This is a genomic window from Sphingobacterium psychroaquaticum, assembly GCF_004421025.1.
GTDB lineage: Bacteria > Bacteroidota > Bacteroidia > Sphingobacteriales > Sphingobacteriaceae > Sphingobacterium > Sphingobacterium psychroaquaticum.
Genome location: NZ_CP038029.1, coordinates 4,017,467 through 4,040,356, shown reverse-complemented (window position 1 = coordinate 4,040,356; position 22,890 = coordinate 4,017,467). Strand labels below are relative to the sequence as shown.

Below are 22,890 nucleotides of genomic sequence, written 5' to 3'. Positions count from 1 at the left end.
CTGATAGAAAGATTTTTAACATATTCAATATAAGTTTTGTAAAAAAAGATTGTATAAATGAAAGTAGTATTGTTGGCGGGTGGATTAGGAACTCGTCTGATGGAAGAAACTGAAGCTAGACCCAAACCAATGGTGGAAATTGGAGGAAAACCAATTTTATGGCATATCATGAAAATTTACGAGACATATGGATACAATGATTTCGTGATATGTTTGGGTTATAAGGCACAAATTATTAAGGAATATTTTTTGAACTATTATCTTTATAATTCTGACGTTACGATTGAACTTGCGAAAAATAAAGTCGACGTACACTTTTCTAACTCGGAATCTTTTAAAGTAACTCTTGTAGATACAGGTTTACATACCAATACCGCCGGCAGAATTAAACGTATTCAGAAGTATGTAGGCAATCATACTTTTATGTTGACCTATGGTGATGGAGTAGCCGATGTAAATATTGATGAACTGGTTAGTTTTCATAAAAAACATGGCAGGCTTGCAACTTTAACAAGTGTTCAAACACCGGGAAGATTTGGTAATATTGAAATTAGTGAAGAAGGGAAGGTTAGTCATTTTGTTGAGAAACCTCAGGGGGATGGAATGTGGGTTAATGGTGGTTTTTTTGTTTTGGAGCCAGGCATTTTTAACTACTTGAAAGAAGATATGGATAATATACAGTGGGAAAAGAAGCCATTGATAGAGATCGCAAATGATGGACAGCTTGCCGCATATAAGCATAAGGGGTTTTGGAAACCGATGGATGCTCTAAGAGATAGAATTGAACTAGAGGAATTATGGTCCGGTGGCAATGCGAAATGGAAAATATGGTAATATGTTTGAAGAATTAAAGAGAATATATAAAGGAAAGAGAGTTTTCCTTACGGGGCATACCGGATTTAAAGGGGCTTGGATGTTAAACTTCTTAAGCTTACTTGGTGCAAATGTTAAGGGGTATGCTTTACAGCCTAAAACCGAAATCGATTTATTTAATTTGACTGAAGGTGATAGCTTGTGTGAATCTGTTATAGGAGATATCAGAGATGCAGATCGATTGAGTCTGGAGATTAGTTCATTCAGGCCCGATTTTGTTTTTCATTTAGCTGCTCAACCATTAGTAAGATTGTCATATGAACAGCCTGTTGAAACTTTTGAAGTGAACGCTATAGGTACTGCAAATGTTTTAGAAGCTGTTAGGCGATTGGCGAATCCTTGTGCGATTGTTTTAATTACAACTGATAAGGTTTATCATAATAAGGAATGGGAGTACCCTTACAGAGAAAATGACCGTTTAGGAGGGTATGATCCGTATAGCGCAAGTAAAGCCTGTGCTGAGTTGATTATTGATTCATATCGAAATTCTTTTTTTAATTCTAAAAACTTGAATCAACATAAAAAAGGGATTGCAGTTGCAAGAGCAGGGAATGTTATAGGAGGAGGAGATTGGTCTAAAGATCGGTTAATTCCTGATATTATTAAAGCATTTTCAATAGGTCAACCTGTTTTAATTAGAAATCCTCAAGCAATAAGACCTTGGCAACATGTTTTAGAACCAATATTTGGATATTTATTGTTAGGGGCAAGATTATATGAAGATCCACTAGGTTTTAGTAAAGAATATAATTTTGGACCGGAGGTAACAGATGCTTTAACAGTCGAGGAAATGATGAAATTGGCACAACTAAGTTGGCCTGATGGAACTTATGTAATTGACGGCATTGGAGGACAGCTGCACGAGGCCGGCCTACTAAAGCTAGATATAAGTAAAGTGGCTGCGGAACTGCACTGGCATCCTAGAATGAACGCGAAATTAGCGGTTAAAATGACGATGGACTGGTATAAAGAGTTTAAATATAACATTGGTAGTATTTCTTGCTTTACAAGAGAACAAATAAATGATTTTTTAAATGGTTAGAACTATTTTAATAACTGGTGCTACAGGATATTTAGGACTCAAATTTGTACAGAGTATTATACAGGAGGGATATACTATTTGTGTGTTAAAAAGAGATAGTTCCAATATCTCGAACTTGAAGGCTCTTTCAGATAATATAAAATTTTATCCATCTGATGACGCGGGTATAGATTCTGCATTCAAAGAAAACAATGTTGACCTTATTATTCATTTTGCTACTCTATATGGAAGAAAAGGAGAGAATATTTTTGAAATTAAAGAGGCGAATCTTGACTTTCCATTACGTTTGTTACATGCTGCTGTAGGTAACAAGGTAAAATATTTTTTAAATACAGGTACATCTTTACCATATTTGACTAATCATTATTCTTTATTTAAAAGTCAGTTTTCTGAATGGCTTAATTATTTCTCCTCTCAAATTGTAACAATAAATCTTTTACTAGAACATTTCTATGGACCTGATGACGATGATTCTAAATTTGTAACAGCAATGATTGGTAAAATGAAGAAAAATGTACCTGATATTGAACTTACCGCAGGAACGCAATTAAGAGACTTTATCTTTATCGATGATGTAATTAGTGCATATAGATGTGTTATAGGAAATATCAGTCTTTTTTCAGGATTTACTGATGTGCCATTAGGGTCGGGAGAAACTGTTTCTATCAGAAATCTTGTTGAGATAATAAAAGAATCTTCAAAGAGTCAAACAAGGCTCTTATTTGGAAGTATTCCTATGAGAAAAACAGAATTATTATGTTCCAACGCGGATATTTCTATTTTACAAAATTTGGGATGGACTCCTAAATTCAGTTTAAATGAAGGTATTAAAAAGACTATTGATTCATATAAATTATGACATTATTATCAAAAAAAGTAAAGGTTATTCCCAGAAAAATTATAAAGGACAGTAGAGGGTGGTTCTTGAAGGTAATTGATGGTTTTGAGGAAAACCTACCTAAATATACTGGAGAAGTTTACATAACGAGTGGGATTAAAGGAGAATCGAAGGGGGGACATTATCATGTTCAAGCAAATGAATGGTTTACATTAATTGAAGGAAAATGTCAATTAAAACTAGTTGATGTTAAATCAGGTGAGAAACTATTGATTAATCTATCGTCCGAAATACCAGAGACCATTTTTGTTCCTAATAATGTCGCACATATATTTGTCAATAAGTCTGATAATAATTTTATTTTATTAGCTTATTCTGATCAGTTATTTGATCCTGTTGATACTATTGCCTATATGGAATTTTGATGTAGTAGTTTTGCTATACTTTTTTAAATGATTATAAAGATAGATCGGTTCGATATACTTTGGACATATTTCTCGAAATTTTTGAGAATTGGACAGAGTGTTATTTTACTTCCTTTGATTCTTAGGTTTCTACCTAGTGATCAGATTTCAATTTGGGCCCTGTTTTCTTCCATAACAGCTTTAATAGCCGTTTTTGATCTTGGATTTAGCAATGTTTTTTCGCGTAATGTGACACAAATATTGTCAGGTAGTAGTTATACACTAGATAAATTTAAAGATAATATTGAGTCTTCAAATATCAGAAATATAAGTGCGTCAGATTTGATGAAGACTCTTACAGTAATGAAGAGGTTTTATGCTTATACATCTGTCGTTCTTTTTTTTTCATTATCGACTTTCGGAACTTTATATATATATCATATAGGAAAGGGGGTAGAGAATAAAAGTCAAATATATTTCTCTTGGGCTTTTTTAATCGGAAGTACAATTTTGAATTTTTTTTATAATTATCTTACGATTGTATTGGAAAGTAAAGGTCTTATAAAGGAAACTCAAAAAATAACTGTTTATGGCATTTTGCTATCAATGGTTTTTGCTATTGTGGGGGTTGTATGTGGCGGAGGACTAATTGCTATTTGTGCTTCTGGCTTTATCGCAATTTTGTTTAATAGATTTTTTCTTTACCGGTTATATGAAAAAGAAATAAGACCATTAATTCCTGTTGAAAAGGTTAAGTTTGATTTTTCAGCTTTTAAGGAAATATGGAGTGTTACGTACAGAGTTAGCGTTGCATCAATTTCCTCAATAGCAATATACAGATCTGGTATTATAATTATATCATTATTTCTTCCTTTAAGAGAGGCCGGTATATTTGCTTTTTCAATGAATCTGGTGTTCATGCTTTCAGAGGTCTCTTTTATGTATTTTTATACTCATTTGCCTCAAATCAACTCTATGGTTTATTTATCGGATAAAAGTGGATTGAAGAAAGTATTTACAGCTAGTATATTAATTTCTAGTTTATCTATAAGTTGTGGTGGACTAGTATTAGTATTGTTTGGTAATAAACTCTTGGAATTAATTGGTAGCAATATGTCTGTAATGCCTCCAATCCCCCTTTCGCTTGTATTATTAATTCTTCTTTTGGATCAAATTCAAAACATGTCTACTTTTATATTGTTCTCAGAAGGCAATTTAAGTTACATGAGACCCTATGCAATCTCTGCTATAATAATAATCTCTTCGACTTTTATTCTTTGTTGGGTTCTTCCCTCGTTTTATGCTGTTATTCTCCCTCAGCTATTTACTCAACTCGCTTTTAACTATTGGTTTTGGGTTAAAAAAGTATTCAAAAATCTAGAAATTAGTTTATTAGATTTTAAAATGGTTTTTCCCTTTTAGATGTCATTAAATATATTAAAATGATTGTTTCCTTTTGTATTCCTACTCTTAATAGAGCACATTATCTTATTCAGACAATTCGGTCTATCTGTTCGGATGTAGATTTTAGTACTCAATTTGAAATCTGTATTTACAATAACTGTTCCGATTCAGATTATACTGAAGTTGAAAAAGAGATTAGTGTTTTATCTGAATCTTTTAATATTACATATACTAAAGGAGATATTAGACTTGAAATAGACCACAGTATGTTTGAAGCCGTTAGACATGCTGTTGGGGAATACCTTTTTTTGATAGGTGACGATGATTATCTACAAACAAATGCTTTGAAAGATATTTATGATTTAATTAATAATGAAGAGGTTGACCTGGCGGTATTTAATGCTTTAAGGGTAAGTGATCAAAACGAAGTAGGGGTTGAATTGATCGGTTTTAAAAATAAAAGATATTTTGATTTCGAGGAGGCACTTTTAGAACTAAAAGAGTATTGTACTTATGGAAACTTGCTTGTTAAGAGGGAGTTTATGAAACCTGAGGATTTTAAATATCTGTTTGGTACGTCTCATGCTTATGGGTGTTTTTGGTTGTCTTTTTTTCGAAGATACGAACTCGGGGATATACCCCGCATTGTGGTTCCAAGTTCATCGGTGGTATGTCTTCGTTATATAGAGAAGAACTATGATTTAATGCAGGTGACGTTTAAAGATGCCAGTTTTGAGTATCAATTATTCTCTAATGTTATCGGTGAAAAGTCAAAAACTATACTCTCTAAGTTCGATTCAAGACTACAACATCGATTTACAAGTCTAAAATTTTTACTTAATTTAGGTCTTGCCAAGAATGATTTAGGTCGTATTAAATCCATCAATGAAAAGTATTATGAAAAAAATAAATTAAAGATTTTGTTCGCAGATTTACTATCTAAAACTGCCTTAAAATTCAAGAGACCAATTAAATTTTTGTTGAAAATGGGGGCTAGAAGTAAATAGTAAAATTTTGACTGGATTGTTTGATGAATATCTTTTTCTGTTATGAAAATTTTAATTATTAATACCTCCGATTCTTTTGGGGGAGCTGCACGAGCAACATATAGATTACATCGATCACTTCTAAGAGAGGAGATTAATTCCGAAATGTTAGTGCAGCAAAAGTTGGGAGATGATTACACAGTTAGTATATACCAAAAGTCATTCTTTCAAAAGTTAATAGGAAAGTTGCGGCCATTAATCGATGTTTTGCCGTTAAAAGTTTATAAAAGGAGATCAGCGACACTTTTTAGTCCATCTTGGTTTGGTTTCAGTAATATTGTGGACAAAATAAATTCTTTTGAACCAGATATTGTTCATTTACATTGGATTTGTGGGGGGATGATAAGAATTGAGGATCTTCGACGGATTAAGGCTCCTATAGTTTGGACTTTACATGATAATTGGGCCTTTACAGGAGGATGTCATATTATGTGGGACTGTGAAAGATTTAAACAGGGATGTGGAGCTTGTCCAAGACTTGGTAGCGATAAAGTAAATGATTTGAGTAGTGCTGTCTTTAAAAGAAAGGAAAAAATTTTCTCTCAACTTCCAGAAATGACAATTGTTGCATTGAGTAAGTGGATGGAAAATAATATTAAATCCAGCCCATTATTAGGAAAACATAGAGTCGTCAATATTGGTAACCCAATTGATACCTCTATTTTTAAACCTATGAAAAAAATGGATGCTAGGGTTTTGTGGAATTTTCCCCAGAACAAAAAACTTCTACTTTTTGGAGCAATAAGTGCTACAAGCGACATTAATAAAGGTTATTCTCTTTTATTAGAAGCTTTAAATACCATAGAAGATTGTGAAATTGAGTTTATCGTTTTTGGTAGTAGTGAACCGAAAGAGAAAGTGTGGTCTGGAATAAAAACCCATTATTTGGGACATTTAAGTGATGACATTAGTCTTGCAAGCTTATATAGTGCTGTTGATATTATGATAATCCCAAGCTTACAAGAGGCTTTTGGACAAACCGCTACTGAATCGATGGCTTGTGGTACTCCAGTAGTGGCATTTGCGCATACAGGTATACTAGATATCGTGGAGCATAAGAAAACAGGATATTTGGCAAAATCTTACGACACACAAGACCTAGCGTTTGGGATTAAATGGATTTTAAATGAATCAAATTATGATCAGCTTGCTAATGAGGGACGGAAGAAAATTGTTGATTTATATGATAGTTCACTCCTTTCTAGAAAGTATTCAGAGCTGTATAGGTCTCTGCTTACATCAAACGTTAATAAAGAATAGATGATATGAAAAGAAATCCTAAGATAAGCATTGTAACCGTCGTTTATAATGGAGAGTTGACATTAGAATCTACAATTTTAAGTGTTGTCAATCAAGACTATCAGGATACGGAGTTTATTGTTATTGATGGAGGGTCTACGGATAGTACAATAGATATTATTAAGAAGTATGAAAGTAATATAACTCATTGGGTGTCCGAATCGGATAAGGGAATTTATGATGCAATGAATAAAGGTTTACAGTTGGCAACTGGTGACTGGTTAATCTTTATAGGATGTGATGATCTAGTATTGAATGTTTTACATCGTATCGCCCCAATACTGACTGATAATAACTCTTTGTATTATGGAAATGCCTTTTTTAATAAAGAGCTTCTGATATATGACGGAGAATTCAATGGTTTTAAGTTAAGTAAAAGGAATATTTGCCATCAAGCTATCTTTTATCCGAAAAGTATATATAAAAATAGAAAGTATGATTTGAATTATAGGATCTTAGCTGATTACAATTATAATATTATTAGCTTTGGAGATCGCAGTATCACTTTTGTCTACTTACCTTTTTTGATTTCCGTTTTTAATCAATATGGTTGTAGTAATCAAAACGTAGATAAAATCTTTTTGAAAGATAAATATTCGATAGTGGGAGAAAATATATCTTTTGTTTATGCAGTTTATATAAAGATATATGATTTTTTAAAGAAGCAGGCTAAGAAATTTCTATATGACAAATGAAACATTTGTATTACATCTCTTAGAATCTTTTGATATTTATTTACTAAGTTTTGTACTAAGTTTTGTACTTTATTACTGGCTATACAAAGGGGTGTTGGGTTCCATATTTGATCCCCTGACACTCCAAGTTGTGGGGTCAATGTTTGGTTTTTCAGTTGTCTTGTTTTTATTCTTCAAAGAATTAATTACATCTTACTATTTTACAAATTACGTCCTTACGCAATCTGCTTTTTTTCTAGGTTTTTTTATTATAAAGCAACGACCTTTAGCTGAATCTGACTATCCTCGCTTAAAAATAAATAAAAACCTATTAATTACAGAAACTAGTTTTTTAGTTTTTTCTTTACTTAATATCTTATTACAGATTGTTTCATATGTACTTGTTGGTATTCCTTTGTATAAAGATTCGCGACTTGAAACTTATATGGAAGGGGGGGGGATCGGTTTGATTGGTCGACTATTATCTGTTTTGGTAATATTGGGACTTTTTACGGGAGTTGTGACCTTTTTTCAAACCCAAAAAAAACAACTCAAATGGTATTTTATTTTTTACTGTATGATAAGTGCTGTTTTCTTCTTTTTATCTGGTAGTCGATCTTCATTCATTACGTTTTTTATCATCTTTTTTTTCTATAAAGCAATGATTGGTGATACAAGAAAGAAGGATTCAAAAAAGAATTTTTATTGGTTAATAGTTATTACCATAGCAGCCATTCTAATTATGTATCTAAAGGCTGATAGTCTCCTTGATGCTTCATCTGATTTTTTAAAACGAATCGTTGGCTTCGGAGATGTATATTGGGCAGCATATCCTGAAGATAATTTAAGTAAAATTGAACCTGCCAGTCCTTTTTACGCAGTTTTTGGCGATATTCTTGCCTCGTATCGTATTGTTGGATGGAGTGATATTCCTAAATCAATTGGTCTTCAGTTATTTAATATGAACTATCCCTATTGGGATGTTACATTTGGCTCAAATGCTAGACATAATGTATTTGGATTAGTGTATTTTGGATATATTGGTTCAATTTTGTTTTCTTTTATTCTCGGTTTGTTTCTTGGTGCATTTCGAATGTATGGCTTTAAAAATATGAGGAATGTAGGTATAGTTGGAATGTTTTATTGTGTTCTGTATATGAGAATAGCGAGTATTGAGACAGATATTGGTTTTGTTGTTTCAGAATTAAATTCGTTATTAATGACTTTAATCTTAGTTTTTCCTTTTATAATGCTATTGTATATTAAAATAAAGAAATATGAGTGACGTAGTAAGACCTGAAGTTGACATTTTAATGGCAACATATAACGGAACATTATACATTAAGGATCAAATTAATTCTATACTCTATCAAAGTTTTAAAAATTGGCGTTTGATAATTAGAGATGATGGATCCTCTGATGGGACGCTTGATATTTTGCAGCATTATGCAAGGTTAGATTCAAGAATAATTGTCTGTGATGACGACTTGGGGAATTTGGGAGTATTTGGGAATTTTATGGAATTAATTAAATTATCCGACTCAAAATATGTGATGTTAGCTGATCAAGATGATCTTTGGATAAATGATAAAGTAGAAACGTCGCTATCTTTTATCAAAGAAAAAGAAAGAGGAATTGTTCCTATTTTAGTTTTTGCTAATTCGATCTTAACGGATGATAGTTTAACAAAAAAATATGGTTATAACTATAATATGACGGAGCCTCCTTCTTTACATAATTTTTTGTTTTATAATGCGGGTTATCAAGGATCAGGGATGATTTTCAATGATTATTTAAGGATGAAGATTTTTCCTTTTTTTGAAAATTGTTTGATTCATGATTACCATATATCCTTAGTAGGGTTACTCTTAGGTGAAGTTCATCATATTTCACGGCCATTGATGCTGTATCGTAGGCATGAATCATCTACAACTTTGCAAAACATAGACTTGCAAAGTCGGGTATTATGGTTCTTGAAGAAAAAAACTTATTTGTATACGCCCGATTTAGTGAAGTATTTGAATGTTTTTTTTGAGTATTATATTAAAGAAATTGATGAAGAGAAAAAAGCATTGATACATAATTATTTGAGGATAATTGATGAGAATAATAGTATTATAAAGCGACTTTTTGCTATTTATAAAGGTGGGTTTAGTTTAAGAGAAAGTAAGGCTTATTTAATGTTTAAACTTATTTTAGTAAAGTAAATGAAGATATTGCAGGTAATTAATGGACTCAACACGGGGGGAGCTGAGAAGTTGCTGTTAGATGCGATACCATTACTCAATCAACAAGGGGTAAATGTAGATCTTCTGATATTAGATGATAAAGAATACCCGTATCTTAAGGAGCTTAAAAAGATGAAATGTTGCGAGATACATACAATTGGAGGGGGGAATATTTACAATCCTTTGAATGTTTTTAAGATAATTCCTTTTTTAAAAGGCTATGATATTATTCATGTTCACTTGTTTCCTGCTCAGTATTGGGTAGCCATAGCAAAAGCTATTTCTTTCGCGAGTTGTAAACTTATTTTTACGGAACATAATACTACTAATAGACGAATGAAAAATATTTTTTTTAAGTATTTTGACAAAGTCGTTTATAGAATTTATAATAAGATTATTTGCATTTCTCCTGAAATACGTGATATTTTAATTAAATACACCAGTCTCAATCCTAAAAAATTTGAAATAATAAGGAATGGTATAGATATTCAGAAGATTAAGAGTGCAAAAAGAATAGATTGGATTGGGATAAATCCGACAATCCTGGATACGGATTATATAATTATACAAGTCGCAGGATTTAGGGTCCAGAAGGATCAAAAAACGACTATCAAAGCCTTGTCTCTATTGCCGAAAAATGTTAAGCTGGTTTTAGTTGGAGATGGAGATCTTAGAAGTGAATTAGAAACAATGGCCAAGAGCCTACACTTAGATAATAGAGTTTTCTTCTTAGGTATCAGATTAGATGTGCCAAATCTATTGAAATCATCTTATATTTCAGTAGTGAGTTCTCATTGGGAAGGAATGCCTTTAGCAGCTATGGAGGGAATGGCAGCTCATATTCCTGTTGTAGCTTCTAGAGTAGCGGGAATCACAGAATTAGTTGAAAATGTAGGTGTTTTATTTGAAGAAAGTGATGCGGTGGAATTGGCGAGTATTATTACGGCTCTGATTCGGAATAAAGACTATTATAATGAAGTGTCAAATCGATGCTCCTTATATTCTCAACAATTTGATATTAAAAAAATGATAGAATCAATTGTTACTATTTATGAGAAACTCTCAAAATCCTGATAAAATTTTACATATCATTACAGTTGCCTTTTCTATTAGTTATTTTTTTGGCAGGCAATTCTCCTACTTGATCACAAAAAGTGGAAATGAATATCACTTGGGCTGTTCTCCTTCTGATAATTTCTTTGAACTTGCGACTGATTTAAATTATATCCCCTTTAGTATTCCTATAACGAGAGAGATTACTCCAGTCAAAGATATATTAGTGATAATTGCTATTTATAAATATATTCGGAAAAATAAAATAACAAAAGTTGTCGGTCATACGCCTAAAGGAGGAATGTTAGCGATGATTGCTTCTTTCTTGGCCAATGTGCCTAATCGGATTTATTTCAGACATGGTCTAATCTATGAGACGAGTTTTGGACCGAAGAGATTTCTTTTAAAGAATATAGAAAAAGTATCGGGGATGTTGGCGACTGATGTTGTTTGTGTTAGTAAGTCAATTCAAAAGATAAGTGAAAGAGATAAACTTAATTCAGCAAAAAAAAATATCGTTTTGGGATTAGGTACATGTAATGGAGTGGATACCGAAGAAAAATATAATCCGACTTCTTATGATATAAGCGATATCAAAACTTTGGCAGAAAAATTAGGTATATCTGAGGGGGACTTTGTTGTTGGGTTTGTCGGGCGCTTGGTTAAAGATAAAGGTGTTAATGAATTAATTTCGGCGTGGGATATTTTGAAAGAAAGATTCGAGAATATCAAGTTGCTGTTGGTTGGTCCTCTAGAGTCCCGCGATCCGATTTCGAAATATGCAGAAGAAAGAGTTTTAAATGACCCTTCGGTTATTTTTACTGATTTTGTATTAGATGCTTCTGCTTATTATTCATTAATGGATATCTTTGTCTTACCTTCTTACAGAGAAGGTTTTCCTACTGTCGTATTAGAAGCTTCATCTATGAAAATACCTGTCCTAGTCACTAGAGCTACAGGATGTGAAGAAGCAATTTCTGAGGGTGTAACAGGACTTTTTATAAATCATGATCCAGAGGATATTGCCTCAAAAATTCAATTTTATTTATGCAATCCTAATGTTGCAAGAAAACATGGAGAAAATGGGCGTAAATTTGTTTGTGAGAATTTTGACCAGAAAAAAATTTGGGATCTATTGAATAATGATTTAGAAATATGACCTTTTTGATAAGAAAGATTCTATATTAATATTTCTATTTGTGTAATTTATTTTTGTTAGTCTAATTTTGGGTTTTTGAAAAGGAATAGTAAAAGATAGTTTTGGGGTTGTGTAGTCGAATTGAGGTCAAATTTAGATTTAATTATTTTATTTAACTTAATATAAAAATGAAAAAGGCTCTTATTACAGGTGTAACGGGACAAGATGGTGCATATTTAGCAGAGTTTCTATTAAAAAAAGGCTATGAAGTTCATGGGTTAAAAAGACGAAGCTCACTGTTTAATACTGATCGTATTGACCATTTATATCAAGACCCCCATGATGATAATGTAAGATTTAAATTACATTACGGGGATTTAAGTGATTCTACAAATTTGATACGTGTTATTCAGGAGGTACAGCCTGATGAAATCTATAATTTAGGAGCGATGAGCCACGTGAAAGTCAGCTTTGATACACCAGAATATACTGCAAATGCTGATGGTATTGGCACGTTAAGACTTTTGGAAGCAATTCGGATACTTGGGCTTGTTAATAAAACTAAAATTTATCAGGCATCTACTTCCGAGCTTTATGGTTTGGTTCAAGAAGTTCCTCAGTCAGAAAGTACGCCATTTTATCCACGGTCACCATATGCTGTCGCAAAAATGTATGCTTATTGGATTACTGTTAATTATCGGGAGGCATATGGTATTTTTGCTTCTAATGGAATTCTTTTTAACCATGAGAGTCCATTAAGAGGGGAAACTTTTGTTACTCGAAAAATAACAAGGGCGGTATCAAAAATTGCGTTAGGGCTCCAGGATAAACTATATTTAGGGAATTTGGATGCAAAAAGAGATTGGGGACACGCAAAAGATTATGTCGAGGCTATGTGGTTAATTTTACAGCAGGAAAAACCAGAAGATTTCGTTATTGCAACTGGAATTACCACTACTGTGCGAGATTTTGTCAAGATGGCATTTGCAGAGGTAGGTGTAGAGTTAGAGTTTTTAGGGGCAGGTGTAAGTGAAAGAGCTCTTGTTAAGAATTGTGTAAACGAACGATATAATCTTGAAGTGGGAAGTGTAGTTGTATGTGTTGATGAAGCGTATTTTAGGCCGACCGAGGTCGATCTATTAATTGGTAACCCGGCGAAAGCAAATACAAAACTGGGGTGGCAACCCAAATATGATCTCTCTGCTTTAGTACAAGAAATGATGAGAGCAGATTTGTCATCCTTCGAAAAAGAGCTAATGCTTAAAGAGGCCGGATACGATGTTAAAAATCAGTACGAATAGATTCATATTGATACTGTAGACTTTTTTTGCTTTTGTTTTTGAAAATGGTGTCCTGATTTTATTAGTATTTGATTACTTGTCGAAACAGACATTCTAGTCTCTGGATTTAGGTTCTAAATTAGGAGACTGGTTTGTTTAAATCCTAAATGACTTTATGATAAGAAAATTTTAGTTTGTTTACTGTTTATAATGAGTGAAAAGAAACAAAAAACAATAATCCTCGGTTCTTTCGGATTTATTGGAAAATTCTTAATACAACAGATGGGTAATTCTATAGGGCTGTCTCTAAGAGATCCATTATGGAAATCGTCCCTCCAAGGTGTTGATATAATTATCAATCTCGTCGGCAAAGCACATGATCACAAAGGAACGGCAACTGAAAGTGACTATCAGCATGCAAATGTAGAATTAGCTAAGCAGATTTTTGATGAATTTGTAAAGTCTGAGGCGAAACTACTCATCCATATAAGCTCACTTGCTGCTCTGGAGGAATTTGAATCTCGTCAACCTTTGATAGAGGAAGATGCTTGTCACCCTATCTCTTGGTATGGAAAAACTAAGCGAGAAGCGGAAGAGTGGCTACTATGTCAAGAATTACCCGAAGATAAAAAACTTATCATTCTGCGCCCACCAATGGTTCACGGGCCGGGTGATAAGGGGAATTTAGGTTTGTTATATAAACTTATTTCCAAGGGAATTCCTTATCCGTTAGGAGCATTTAATAATAAACGCTCTTTCATTTCTATAGGGAATTTTTGTTTTTATATAGAACAGATCATCGAAAAACATAACCTATTGAAATCTGGAATCTATCATGTCGCGGACGACCAGCCTATTTCAACAAAAGAAATAATACAGATCATTAAGGAAGTTACAGGTAAAAGAGGAGTAGATTTAGCTTTGCCAAAGGCATTGATTTACGCAATTGCAAGAATTGGCGATAGACTTCCAATTCCTCTCAATACAAGTCGGTTAAAAAAAATGACGAGTGATTTGTTAGTCTCCAGTACCAAAATAAAACAAGCGCTAGGTATCGATAAGCTGCCAGTGACAGCAAAAGAAGGTTTAATTAGAACGATTGAATCGTTCGGAAAGAAAGGATAGAGAGAAAGAATGGTATATGTATTTATTTTTCTAGCACTATTTGTTTTAGAGCTACTGTACTTCCGAGTAGCCGACCGTCTCAATATTATCGACAAGCCCAATGAGCGGTCATCACACACAACAGTAACATTACGTGGTGGTGGTATTATCTTTTACATCGCTGCAGCTATATACTTTATCCTATCAGGGTTTCAATATCCTTGGTTCTTTTTAGGGCTAACGATGATGACGGTGATCTCTTTTCTCGATGATGTCTTTACACTATCAAACAAGCTACGGCTGCTGGTGCACTTTACCTCCGTTTTGCTTATGGCGTATCAGCTTGAGCTTTTTGCATTACCGTGGTACTTTCTCTTGATTGGTTTTGTCTTTGCGGTAGGCGTTATCAATGCGTATAACTTTATGGACGGTATTAATGGCATCACTGCCTGCTATAGCCTAGCTGTTGGAGGACTGTTAATGTTGGTGAATCAGGAGATCTCTTTCATTGATCAAAATCTCTTGATCTACGTAATGCTAGGCGTATTGGTATTTACCTTTTTTAATTTCAGGCTGAAAGCTAAGTGTTTTGCGGGAGATGTCGGTTCCGTTGCCATCGCTTATATCTTATTGTTTGCTTTAGGGGCATTGATTCTGAAAACAGGTAATATCATCTATATTCTTTTCCTTGTGGTTTATGGCATTGATGCAGTATGGACGATTGTACAACGTCTGTTACGGAAAGAGAATATCTTTCAGGCACACCGTTCACACTTATACCAGTACTTAGGCAATGAGGCGGGGGTAAATAAGCTTCTAGTTTCATTTATTTATGGCGTTCTACAGTTTGCTATTGGTTGTCTTGTAATTGTTTTTGCTGAGAAGGAGATCAGTGAACAGATTATTTTTACTATAGTCCTTTTGATCGGGTTAACTACATTCTATCTAATTTGTAAAACCTACGTAATTAGAAAATTTGTTCAAAACTCTTAGATCCTAAAAAATGATAAAAACCATCAAAGGCGGTATCGCTGAAGACCACCGAGGACATATTCGTTTTGTCAACGACTTTGATATGACGGAAGTCAAACGTTTCTATATTATAAAAAACAAAGACACCGAATTGGTACGTGGTTGGCGGGCACATAAAATAGAGCAACGTTGGTTTTATGTGCTTTCTGGCTCCTTTGTTTTGGATGTTGTTAAAATCGATAATTGGGAAACTGCATCGTCAACTTTAGACGTTGAACGTATTGTCTTAAAAGCGGAAGACAAACAAGTTGTTCATATGCCTGTGGGTTATGGAACAGCTTTCCAAGCATTGGAAGAAGGGGCTGAGCTATTGGTTTTTGCAGACTATGGAATTGACAATGCCAAGAATGATGATTACACTTGGCCGGCCGATTATTTTGTGAATAAAAAGATGGAAGTTTAACTTCTTATTTAGCTAGTTTTTGAAGAAACGACCTCCATCTTTAAGGGATTTCATGCCATTAAAGATCATTATTCTTAATATCAAGTTTACTTATACCAAACATTTATTGCTTAAGGGTGTTTATGATGTTACGGAGTCTGTTTGAGGTTTCCTAAGTAATTGAATGGAGAGAAATATGAGTAAGCTTATAAAGTTATATAAAGGTGCCCCAGTCGTATTTAGAGATATGTGGCTCGCCGTTTTGTTTGTGGTGATTCTGGTGGCTCAACTTGTTGTCCTTACTTACATTGGACATTGATTTTTTTATAGTCCCGGGTGGTAAGCTCGATCAATCTGCTCACGTACAACAGGGTTCTTCTTTACATAGGCAGCTACAAAAGGACAATATACCATCACTTTTTTGTCAACTTCTTTGGCGTATGCAAAAGCTGCTGCAGCTAAAGCAGAAGCGACTCCCTCGCCACGCATGCTATCTGGTACCAAGGTATGCACGAGCGCGATGTTTTTCTGCTTATAAAAACGATATTCTAATTTTGCTACCTCGCCACCTTTGGTATATTCGAATTGCAGTTTTTCTGTATTGTTTATAATTTCCATATCCGGAATAATTTTTTCCCACGCTGCTTCATGCTAACCGTAGTATTATTAACGATGGGTGTTCCCGTTTTGTTTTGACTTCATTCTCTTCCCCTTTGTTTTTTTGATATCTTTCTGTTTCGTATTGAGCTCCTCCTAACCTGTTGTGGTAAGACGATCAATTTAACTCTTTAAATCCTCTTAACTTTTTACAAAAGGCGGGGACAAGCCCTGCCTCTAAAGGAGAGTGTCTTAACACGCTAACGTCTTAACTCTTTACTCCTCTATCCCCATACATCTCCGGTCTAAACTTAAACGTAGGAGTCAACCAATACATTAAAACGACACGAGAGTAACGATAGTTGAATGGAGCTAATATAATTGCTGTGAGAATAGCTACAATCAAGTATAACCAAGGAGACTCCAGGTTTTTGGTGATGATATAGGTTCCCACACAAGCCGTTACCAGCTCAGCCACCACGAAAACATAGCTCACATACATCGCGACGTAGAAGTATCCAGGTTCTTTTTCGAACTTCAATCCACAGTGCGGACAGTTGATGTGCATTTTCTTTGATTTAAGGCTAAAGAGCGGAGCGGCAAACATGTTCCCTGTGCGGCAACGTGGACATTTCCCTTCAACGGCACTTTTGAATTCTCCAGGGATCGTGTATGTTGGTTGTGTGTTATTGTTGTTTTCCATGTTATTGTTGTTGTTTGCGAAATTCTTCAGGCGTGATACCTTCTATTTTTTTAAAAAACTTAGTGAAATATGAATTGTCATTGAAATTAAGCTCATAGGCAATTTCGCTGATGCTAAAATCTTTGATTACAAGTAATCGTTTTGCTTCTAGGATGACACGGTTACGAATAACTTCACCAGCGGGAATACCTAGAAACTCCTTGCTCAAGGCATTGAGGTGATTCGGCGTGATGTATAGTAATTCTGCATAATCCTTAGGTAAGCGTAATTGCTTAAAATGCTGTTCAATCAGGTTTAAGAAATTCCGGAGCAATAAGTGATTGTATACATTAGCCTCTGCATATGCTGATGGCTTATGTTGTAGTTCTAAAAGCTGAAACAAGTAAAGCAATGATGCCCGTGCAAACTCCTTGTTGTGCTGCTCTTTATTTAGATTCTCTAGGATTTGCTCCGCAATCGGTAAGATGCTGTCGTTAAGAACAAAAACACCGTCGCGCATAATCCCCGAGAAGAAAGATAAGGTCGATAGATAGTCTGCGCGAAGCAAGAACGTCTTAAAAAAATCGGGGTCAAAGTTGACTACAAAGCCTTCCATATCCCCTTCGAAGTTCCAGCTATGGATCTGTCCAGGAGCCATAAAGTATACCTGTCCGGCTTCAATCTGAAACGTTTCAAAGTCGATACTATGGTATCCGGCACCTTTCGTAAATAAAAGAAAATGGTAGAAATTATGGCGATGCGGAAAGACCAAGTTTCGGTTACGAGCTAAGTAACCCGATAGATCCTCCACCATAATATCGCGGTCATGGTACAGGGAAACGGTACATTGCGCTATGGTTGGTACTTTTGCTGCCATAGCACAAAGGTATGTTAATTAATCCATTCGTAGTGGTGTATTTTTGACTATTAGTGGTGTTTTTTACTTATTGAGGTAGGAAAGAGAGTAAAGGGGGTAAGTCGTGAAGGAGTTAAGAGGTGAAGGAGGAATCCTCCGAACGTCATATCGACGATAGGAGATATCTATCAACTTTATAGGCAAACTAACTTATAGGCATTATTCGTATCGTTAAGTATAGTCCGCAGATTCCTCCTCGTAAACTCGTTCGGAATGACGAAGGAGGTTACGTTTTGTAACAGCCCTCTATTTTCCATACCTTTCCTTAACCGCCAAATGTCGCCTGAGGAATTTTTGCAATCTGTAGAAAGTTGCCTTTTGCACTATCCCATCCTGCAAAAATTCCTAGCGACGATTTTTTTGTTTCTTTTTTGAGGTAAAAAAGAAGAGCCCAGCGGCTTGAGCGTCCCTAACAGTTAGAGTGTCAAAACATTATCACTCGATTCCACATCCGCCAATCGTAGCGAAGGATCAATAGTTACTTTCTTAATCGCCTTACCCACTTTTACCTGATACAAAGGATTCGTCCAAAACCAATCTTCCAGCACCGTACGTTTTACCCCCTGATAAATCGAGAAATTCTCAGCCGGTTTCTCACCACGCATTTCGCGGAGCGGGATATAGAAAAGCTCCTTAGAACCATCTTGGTACTCCACTAGAAGATCGATCGGCATGGCAATCCCCCCTTTATTACGAAGCTGAATAACATTATCGCTAACCCCAAGAATACCATAATCAATGGTACGCGTCGTATTAATAAAGAGATTAAAATACCATTTCAGATTAATGCCCGAAATATCCTCCGCAACCCGTTTAAAGTCATTCGGTGTCGGATGCTTAAACTTCCATAGCTCATAAAACTTAAGGAACGTTTTATCCAAATTCTCTTGTCCGATGATATAGCCCAACTGTTGCGCCAGCACCTGCCCTTTATTATACGCCTGATTACTATACCCATAATTCGTGTTATAGTAATCCGCCAATAAGCTCATCGGCTCCTCCTTTCCTGAAAGTGCCAGCTTATAATACGCACGATAGGCTGCGATAACAGGATTTGTTTCAATCGCACCTTTTTTCTCAAAAATTTGTTGAAAAGCCAATTCCTCCACATAGCTGGTGAAACCTTCATCGAACCACTCATCTACAGTTTCATTGATGCCGAATAGATGCTGGTACCAGGAGTGTGCCGCTTCATGGAATATTACACCGACCAAACTCTTAATATCACGTCCACCAGTAACCAATGTTGCTGTTCCATACTCCATGCCACCATCGCCACCTTGTACAATAGAATACGTAGGCCAAGGATAAGCACCAAAGCGCGTGGAGCAGAAATCAAAAAACTCTGTCGCCATAGTCAGTGCTGTTTTCCAGTTCTCTTTTACCGCAGCACTGCTTGGTATATATACGGTATACACCGAAACTCCACCCTGACTTTTTGCCGAATCCACCACAAACTTAGGGTCTGCAGCCCATACAAAATCGTGAATATTTTCCGCTTTGAAGTTCCAAGTCGCTTTTCCGTCCTTGTGTTGTACTTTAGCTTTTTTATTGTAACCTTTCACTGCTAACGGATTTTGCAGTTTCCCGGAAGCACCCACAACATAGTCCTTATTGATATGAATCGTAACATCAAAATTGCCGAAAGGAGCAATAAACTCACGCGCCACATATTCATCCAAATGCCAGCCATAATCATCGAAGTGTGCCATTTTAGGGTACCACTGCGCCATTGATAACGCGACGCCTTCTTTCGAGTTACGCCCTGTGCGACGAATCTGTTCCGGAACCTGTGCGTCCCATGTCATTTCAAATGTTGCTGTTTCACCGGCTGCAATGGCACGCAGTAACGTGACCTCTAAAATTGTTCCGTCCGTCTTAAATGTTGCATCAGTCCCATTTACACGCAAACTCTTCACCTTTTGATAACCAATCTGGTCGGGAGTTAAAGTGGCGATACGACTTTGGTATTGTGGCTTTTCTTTCGTTCCCAAGTTGTTGGTCATTCGCGCATCGGGATCCGAAATATTAGAAAGACGGTAATCCATCATGCTACCCGGTTGGAAAGCATTGAGGTAGAGGTGAAAGTAAACCTTAGAAAGGGCTCGAGAAGAGTTATTACTATATTTTAACGTCATATTTCCAGCATACTGAAAGGTCGACTCGTTGACATCAATATCCATCTTGTAGTCTACGGCCTGTTGCCAGTAACCGGGACGCTGCGCAAAAAGACTGCAGGACACCAACAGGAAAGATAGTAAAGAAATAAATTTCTGTATCATTAGATTTAATATTTACATGTAGTAGTATTCGACGTTTTGCTGCTTTAGTGCATGGATAAGTGCATTTAGATCATCATCAGCTTGAAACAATTTGTTGCGCCAGAAACGTTTTGTGCCTTTTCCTTGTTGCATAAAGAACATGAGTAAGTTGCCGCCCGATCGAGGGACATTACGTAGGTATTTTATCTCCGATAAGAGAATCGACTCTTCCTTTTTATCGCTAAAGCGAACATGAAGTGTTTCACTGTCAACAGTCCATTGAGACGGATTTTGGCTCAGTTTTGTGCTTAGATATAAGAGGATAGGAAGGCTGATCAACACCACTAGAATCTTTACAATCTCTTGAAGGGGAAGGCGTGATACGATTGCGGTCACCACGCAAACTCCCACTAAGAGAAAGATCATATATCGACCGCGGTGTAGGGTCGCTAGGTGAAAAGTTGATGCTGCCATGACGGCAAAAATAAGAAAGAAAAGTTAACTTTGGGGTCGTTCACTTAAGAAAGGTTAGGCATTGGAAATTCTTTTGGTCGAAGATGAGACCGCAGTCATTTCATTGATCCGTAGAGGGCTTAATTCGCTCGGATGTAATATCTCTGTTGCATTAAATGGCAAGACGGGACTTGCTATGGCGTTGTCTAATTCGTATGACCTAATTATTCTTGATGTGATGCTGCCAGAAATGAGCGGTTTTGAGGTGTGTCGGAAAATTAGACAGTCCAACAAGAAGGTGCCAATTCTAATTTTGTCTGCATTAGATCAAACAGAGGATATTGTGGAAGGATTTAGCAGCGATGCGGACGACTATCTGACCAAGCCTTTTAATCTGGAGGAATTACGTGCACGGGTACAGCGCTATGGACGAAAAAGTACGTCTACACAGCGTACTATCGACGATGATTTGCTGTCCATTGCAGATCTGACCTTGAATACGGCGCGAAAAACGGTCGTACGTGGCGATAAAAATGTGGTGCTGACAGCGACAGAATTCCGACTGCTGGAGTACTTATTGAACAATAAAAACATAGTGCTTTCGCGGATTGATATTCTGGAAGCGGTATGGGGGATTGGTTTTAATATGAGTACAAATGTAGTGGATGTATATATGAACTACCTCCGAAAAAAAATTGATAAAGACCACAGGGCGAAGTTGCTGCATACAATCGTTGGAATGGGCTATGTACTGAGACTCCCGCATGAAAATTAAATTAAAAATCTTCCTCCTTTTCTTCTTTATCACTTTTCTCTTATTGGGAGGGTTTGCGGTTTACGTTTCCTATTTTACGAGGGATAGTTTGCGGACGAAATTCTTTCACCGCTTGGAGGAGAATGCACGTATTGTTGGAAAGCACACCTTAGAAAATGACGAGTACCTAAGTCAATTGTATTACGAGGTAAGACGCGATTATTTGCGCCAACTATCAGAAGGGAATGATTACATCCTGCGAATAGAAAAGAATGCCACGGACATTAAAGATAAACCGAACCTAGCTTTGCCGGAAGATTTCTATGCGAGGACTTTGGCGAAGGGGACTGCTGAGTACATGAATAAGGATACGGCCTATTTGGCGGTGTTTTTTGTGGATTCTTTGCATAGTAAAGACTTGATGGTCATTTCCTCTGGGCGAGATGATTATGGTCTTGCTGAACAAGATTTTCTGGATCGAGCTTTGATCTCGGGAGGTATTATAGCCATCTTAGTGGTCGCTTTGGTCGCCTTTGTTTTCTCGAATAGTATCATCCGACCTATTTCCTTGCTGGATAAAGAAATTAAGAAAATTAGTATTGCCAGTCTGAGTCTACGGTTGCGTAAGCGTAATGAGGCAAAGGACGAGATTAGTTCGCTTATCGATAGTTTTAATGATATGATTGGGCGACTCGAAATTGCTGTAAAATCTCAACGTAGTTTCCTTGGAAATGCATCCCATTCTTTCCGGACTCCATTGACAATTATCAAAGGAGAAGCACAGTTGGCATTGAAGGATTGTAGCCCCAATGATGAAGCTTACCAACCATTGACCAAGATTTTGGAAGAGGTGGATCGTATGATTTTGATTGTTAATAATCTCCTGACACTTGCTAAGACAGGGATGAACGAAAAGAAACGTATTCAGGAGGTTATCCGAATAGATGAGCTGTTGTTTCGGGTGATTAACTCGGAGCGGAGTGTGGAACCGGATAAACATATAGAATTAGATTTTGACGATATCCCGGAGGATAGTGCTTCGCTTGAGGTTTTTGGAAACCCGAATCTTCTATATATAGCGTTGAGTAATATTGTTTCAAACGCTTTTAAGTACGGGAACGACCGTATGGTAAGTATTAAGCTCATGGTGCGCGAAGGACATGTGGTTGTTCAAATTAGTGACCAGGGAATAGGGATTCCATCTGGTGAACAAAAGTTTATTTATGATTCATTTTACCGGGCTTCCAATGTAGGTTCAACTTATGGTAATGGTCTTGGGTTATTGCTAGCCAAAAATATTATTGATGTTCACCAAGGTGAAATGTATATTACTTCAGAAGAAGGGTTTGGAACAACAGTTACCGTAAAGCTTCCAACGCACGGTCAGACCTTCTAATCTCATTTTAATCTCGCTCTTATTTTATTTTTAA

The 22,890-nt window shown here is 35.9% G+C and carries 23 protein-coding genes; 18 read left to right on the top strand and 5 right to left on the bottom strand.

Annotated elements, in window-relative coordinates:
- Positions 1–57 precede the first annotated feature (57 nt).
- The 16 genes from rfbF to E2P86_RS16605 all read left to right on the top strand — a co-directional run bounded on the left by rfbF (position 58) and on the right by E2P86_RS16605 (position 15,818).
- Positions 58–834, top strand: a complete 777-nt coding sequence (gene rfbF / locus E2P86_RS16680) for a glucose-1-phosphate cytidylyltransferase (RefSeq protein ID WP_085473362.1) — start codon at positions 58–60, stop codon at positions 832–834.
- Position 835: 1 nt separating this feature from the next.
- Positions 836–1,915, top strand: coding sequence for a CDP-glucose 4,6-dehydratase (gene rfbG, locus E2P86_RS16675; protein WP_085473395.1), 1,080 nt, complete (start codon positions 836–838; stop codon positions 1,913–1,915).
- On the top strand, positions 1,908–2,774 hold the full coding sequence (locus E2P86_RS16670; RefSeq protein WP_085473361.1) for an NAD-dependent epimerase/dehydratase family protein: 867 nt from the start codon (positions 1,908–1,910) through the stop codon (positions 2,772–2,774). Before rfbG ends, E2P86_RS16670 begins: the two co-directional genes overlap by 8 nt.
- Complete coding sequence (locus E2P86_RS16665) at positions 2,771–3,178, top strand: polysaccharide biosynthesis C-terminal domain-containing protein (protein ID WP_085473360.1); 408 nt, start codon at positions 2,771–2,773, stop codon at positions 3,176–3,178. The genes E2P86_RS16670 and E2P86_RS16665 overlap by 4 nt, the downstream gene beginning before the upstream one ends.
- A gap of 81 nt (positions 3,179–3,259) precedes the next feature.
- Positions 3,260–4,579 (top strand): MATE family efflux transporter, encoded by a 1,320-nt coding sequence (locus tag E2P86_RS16660; protein WP_166785213.1) that lies wholly within the window; start codon positions 3,260–3,262, stop codon positions 4,577–4,579.
- Between the two features lie 20 nt (positions 4,580–4,599).
- A complete protein-coding gene (locus tag E2P86_RS16655) occupies positions 4,600–5,568 on the top strand; it encodes a glycosyltransferase family 2 protein (RefSeq protein WP_085473358.1) in 969 nt (322 codons plus the stop codon).
- A 42-nt stretch (positions 5,569–5,610) separates the two neighbouring features.
- The gene (locus E2P86_RS16650; RefSeq protein ID WP_085473357.1) at positions 5,611–6,867 is read left to right on the top strand and encodes a glycosyltransferase family 4 protein; all 1,257 of its coding nucleotides are present in this window, start codon (positions 5,611–5,613) and stop codon (positions 6,865–6,867) included.
- Positions 6,868–6,872: 5 nt separating this feature from the next.
- Entirely contained in the window at positions 6,873–7,601 is a 729-nt protein-coding gene (locus E2P86_RS16645; RefSeq protein WP_085473356.1) for a glycosyltransferase family 2 protein, read from the top strand.
- Positions 7,591–8,865 (top strand): O-antigen polymerase, encoded by a 1,275-nt coding sequence (locus E2P86_RS16640; protein ID WP_085473355.1) that lies wholly within the window; start codon positions 7,591–7,593, stop codon positions 8,863–8,865. The genes E2P86_RS16645 and E2P86_RS16640 overlap by 11 nt, the downstream gene beginning before the upstream one ends.
- Positions 8,858–9,787 (top strand): glycosyltransferase, encoded by a 930-nt coding sequence (locus E2P86_RS16635; protein ID WP_085473354.1) that lies wholly within the window; start codon positions 8,858–8,860, stop codon positions 9,785–9,787. Before E2P86_RS16640 ends, E2P86_RS16635 begins: the two co-directional genes overlap by 8 nt.
- On the top strand, positions 9,788–10,882 hold the full coding sequence (locus E2P86_RS16630; RefSeq protein ID WP_085473353.1) for a glycosyltransferase: 1,095 nt from the start codon (positions 9,788–9,790) through the stop codon (positions 10,880–10,882).
- Positions 10,860–12,020 (top strand): glycosyltransferase family 4 protein, encoded by a 1,161-nt coding sequence (locus E2P86_RS16625; protein ID WP_085473352.1) that lies wholly within the window; start codon positions 10,860–10,862, stop codon positions 12,018–12,020. The genes E2P86_RS16630 and E2P86_RS16625 overlap by 23 nt, the downstream gene beginning before the upstream one ends.
- 167 nt (positions 12,021–12,187) lie before the next feature.
- Positions 12,188–13,300, top strand: coding sequence for a GDP-mannose 4,6-dehydratase (gmd, locus tag E2P86_RS16620; protein ID WP_134433803.1), 1,113 nt, complete (start codon positions 12,188–12,190; stop codon positions 13,298–13,300).
- Between the two features lie 189 nt (positions 13,301–13,489).
- Positions 13,490–14,404 carry an NAD-dependent epimerase/dehydratase family protein gene (locus E2P86_RS16615; RefSeq protein WP_085473350.1) on the top strand — a complete coding sequence of 305 codons (915 nt, stop codon included), beginning with the start codon at positions 13,490–13,492 and terminating at the stop codon, positions 14,402–14,404.
- Positions 14,405–14,413: 9 nt separating this feature from the next.
- Entirely contained in the window at positions 14,414–15,376 is a 963-nt protein-coding gene (locus tag E2P86_RS16610; RefSeq protein ID WP_085473349.1) for an MraY family glycosyltransferase, read from the top strand.
- A gap of 10 nt (positions 15,377–15,386) precedes the next feature.
- Positions 15,387–15,818 carry a WxcM-like domain-containing protein gene (locus tag E2P86_RS16605; protein WP_085473348.1) on the top strand — a complete coding sequence of 144 codons (432 nt, stop codon included), beginning with the start codon at positions 15,387–15,389 and terminating at the stop codon, positions 15,816–15,818.
- Positions 15,819–16,121: 303 nt separating this feature from the next.
- Here E2P86_RS16605 and E2P86_RS16600 read toward each other — a convergent pair whose 3' ends face one another.
- From E2P86_RS16600 to E2P86_RS16580, 5 genes are all read right to left on the bottom strand, one after another.
- Positions 16,122–16,415, bottom strand: coding sequence for a GNAT family N-acetyltransferase (locus E2P86_RS16600; RefSeq protein ID WP_134433802.1), 294 nt, complete (start codon positions 16,413–16,415; stop codon positions 16,122–16,124).
- Positions 16,416–16,662: 247 nt separating this feature from the next.
- On the bottom strand, positions 16,663–17,097 hold the full coding sequence (locus tag E2P86_RS16595) for a DUF983 domain-containing protein (protein WP_085473346.1): 435 nt from the start codon (positions 17,095–17,097) through the stop codon (positions 16,663–16,665).
- A 1-nt stretch (position 17,098) separates the two neighbouring features.
- Positions 17,099–17,953, bottom strand: a complete 855-nt coding sequence (locus tag E2P86_RS16590) for an AraC family transcriptional regulator (RefSeq protein WP_134433801.1) — start codon at positions 17,951–17,953, stop codon at positions 17,099–17,101.
- 455 nt (positions 17,954–18,408) lie between these two features.
- Positions 18,409–20,274: a M1 family metallopeptidase gene (locus E2P86_RS16585; protein ID WP_134433800.1), complete on the bottom strand. Its 1,866-nt coding sequence runs from the start codon at positions 20,272–20,274 to the stop codon at positions 18,409–18,411.
- A gap of 12 nt (positions 20,275–20,286) precedes the next feature.
- The gene (locus E2P86_RS16580) at positions 20,287–20,727 is read right to left on the bottom strand and encodes a hypothetical protein (protein WP_134433799.1); all 441 of its coding nucleotides are present in this window, start codon (positions 20,725–20,727) and stop codon (positions 20,287–20,289) included.
- Between the two features lie 61 nt (positions 20,728–20,788).
- On the opposite strand from E2P86_RS16580, the gene E2P86_RS16575 reads away from it, so the two are divergent.
- Positions 20,789–21,481, top strand: coding sequence for a response regulator transcription factor (locus E2P86_RS16575; protein ID WP_085473342.1), 693 nt, complete (start codon positions 20,789–20,791; stop codon positions 21,479–21,481).
- Positions 21,471–22,856, top strand: a complete 1,386-nt coding sequence (locus tag E2P86_RS16570) for a sensor histidine kinase (protein WP_134433798.1) — start codon at positions 21,471–21,473, stop codon at positions 22,854–22,856. The genes E2P86_RS16575 and E2P86_RS16570 overlap by 11 nt, the downstream gene beginning before the upstream one ends.
- The last annotated feature ends 34 nt before the right edge of the window (positions 22,857–22,890 follow it).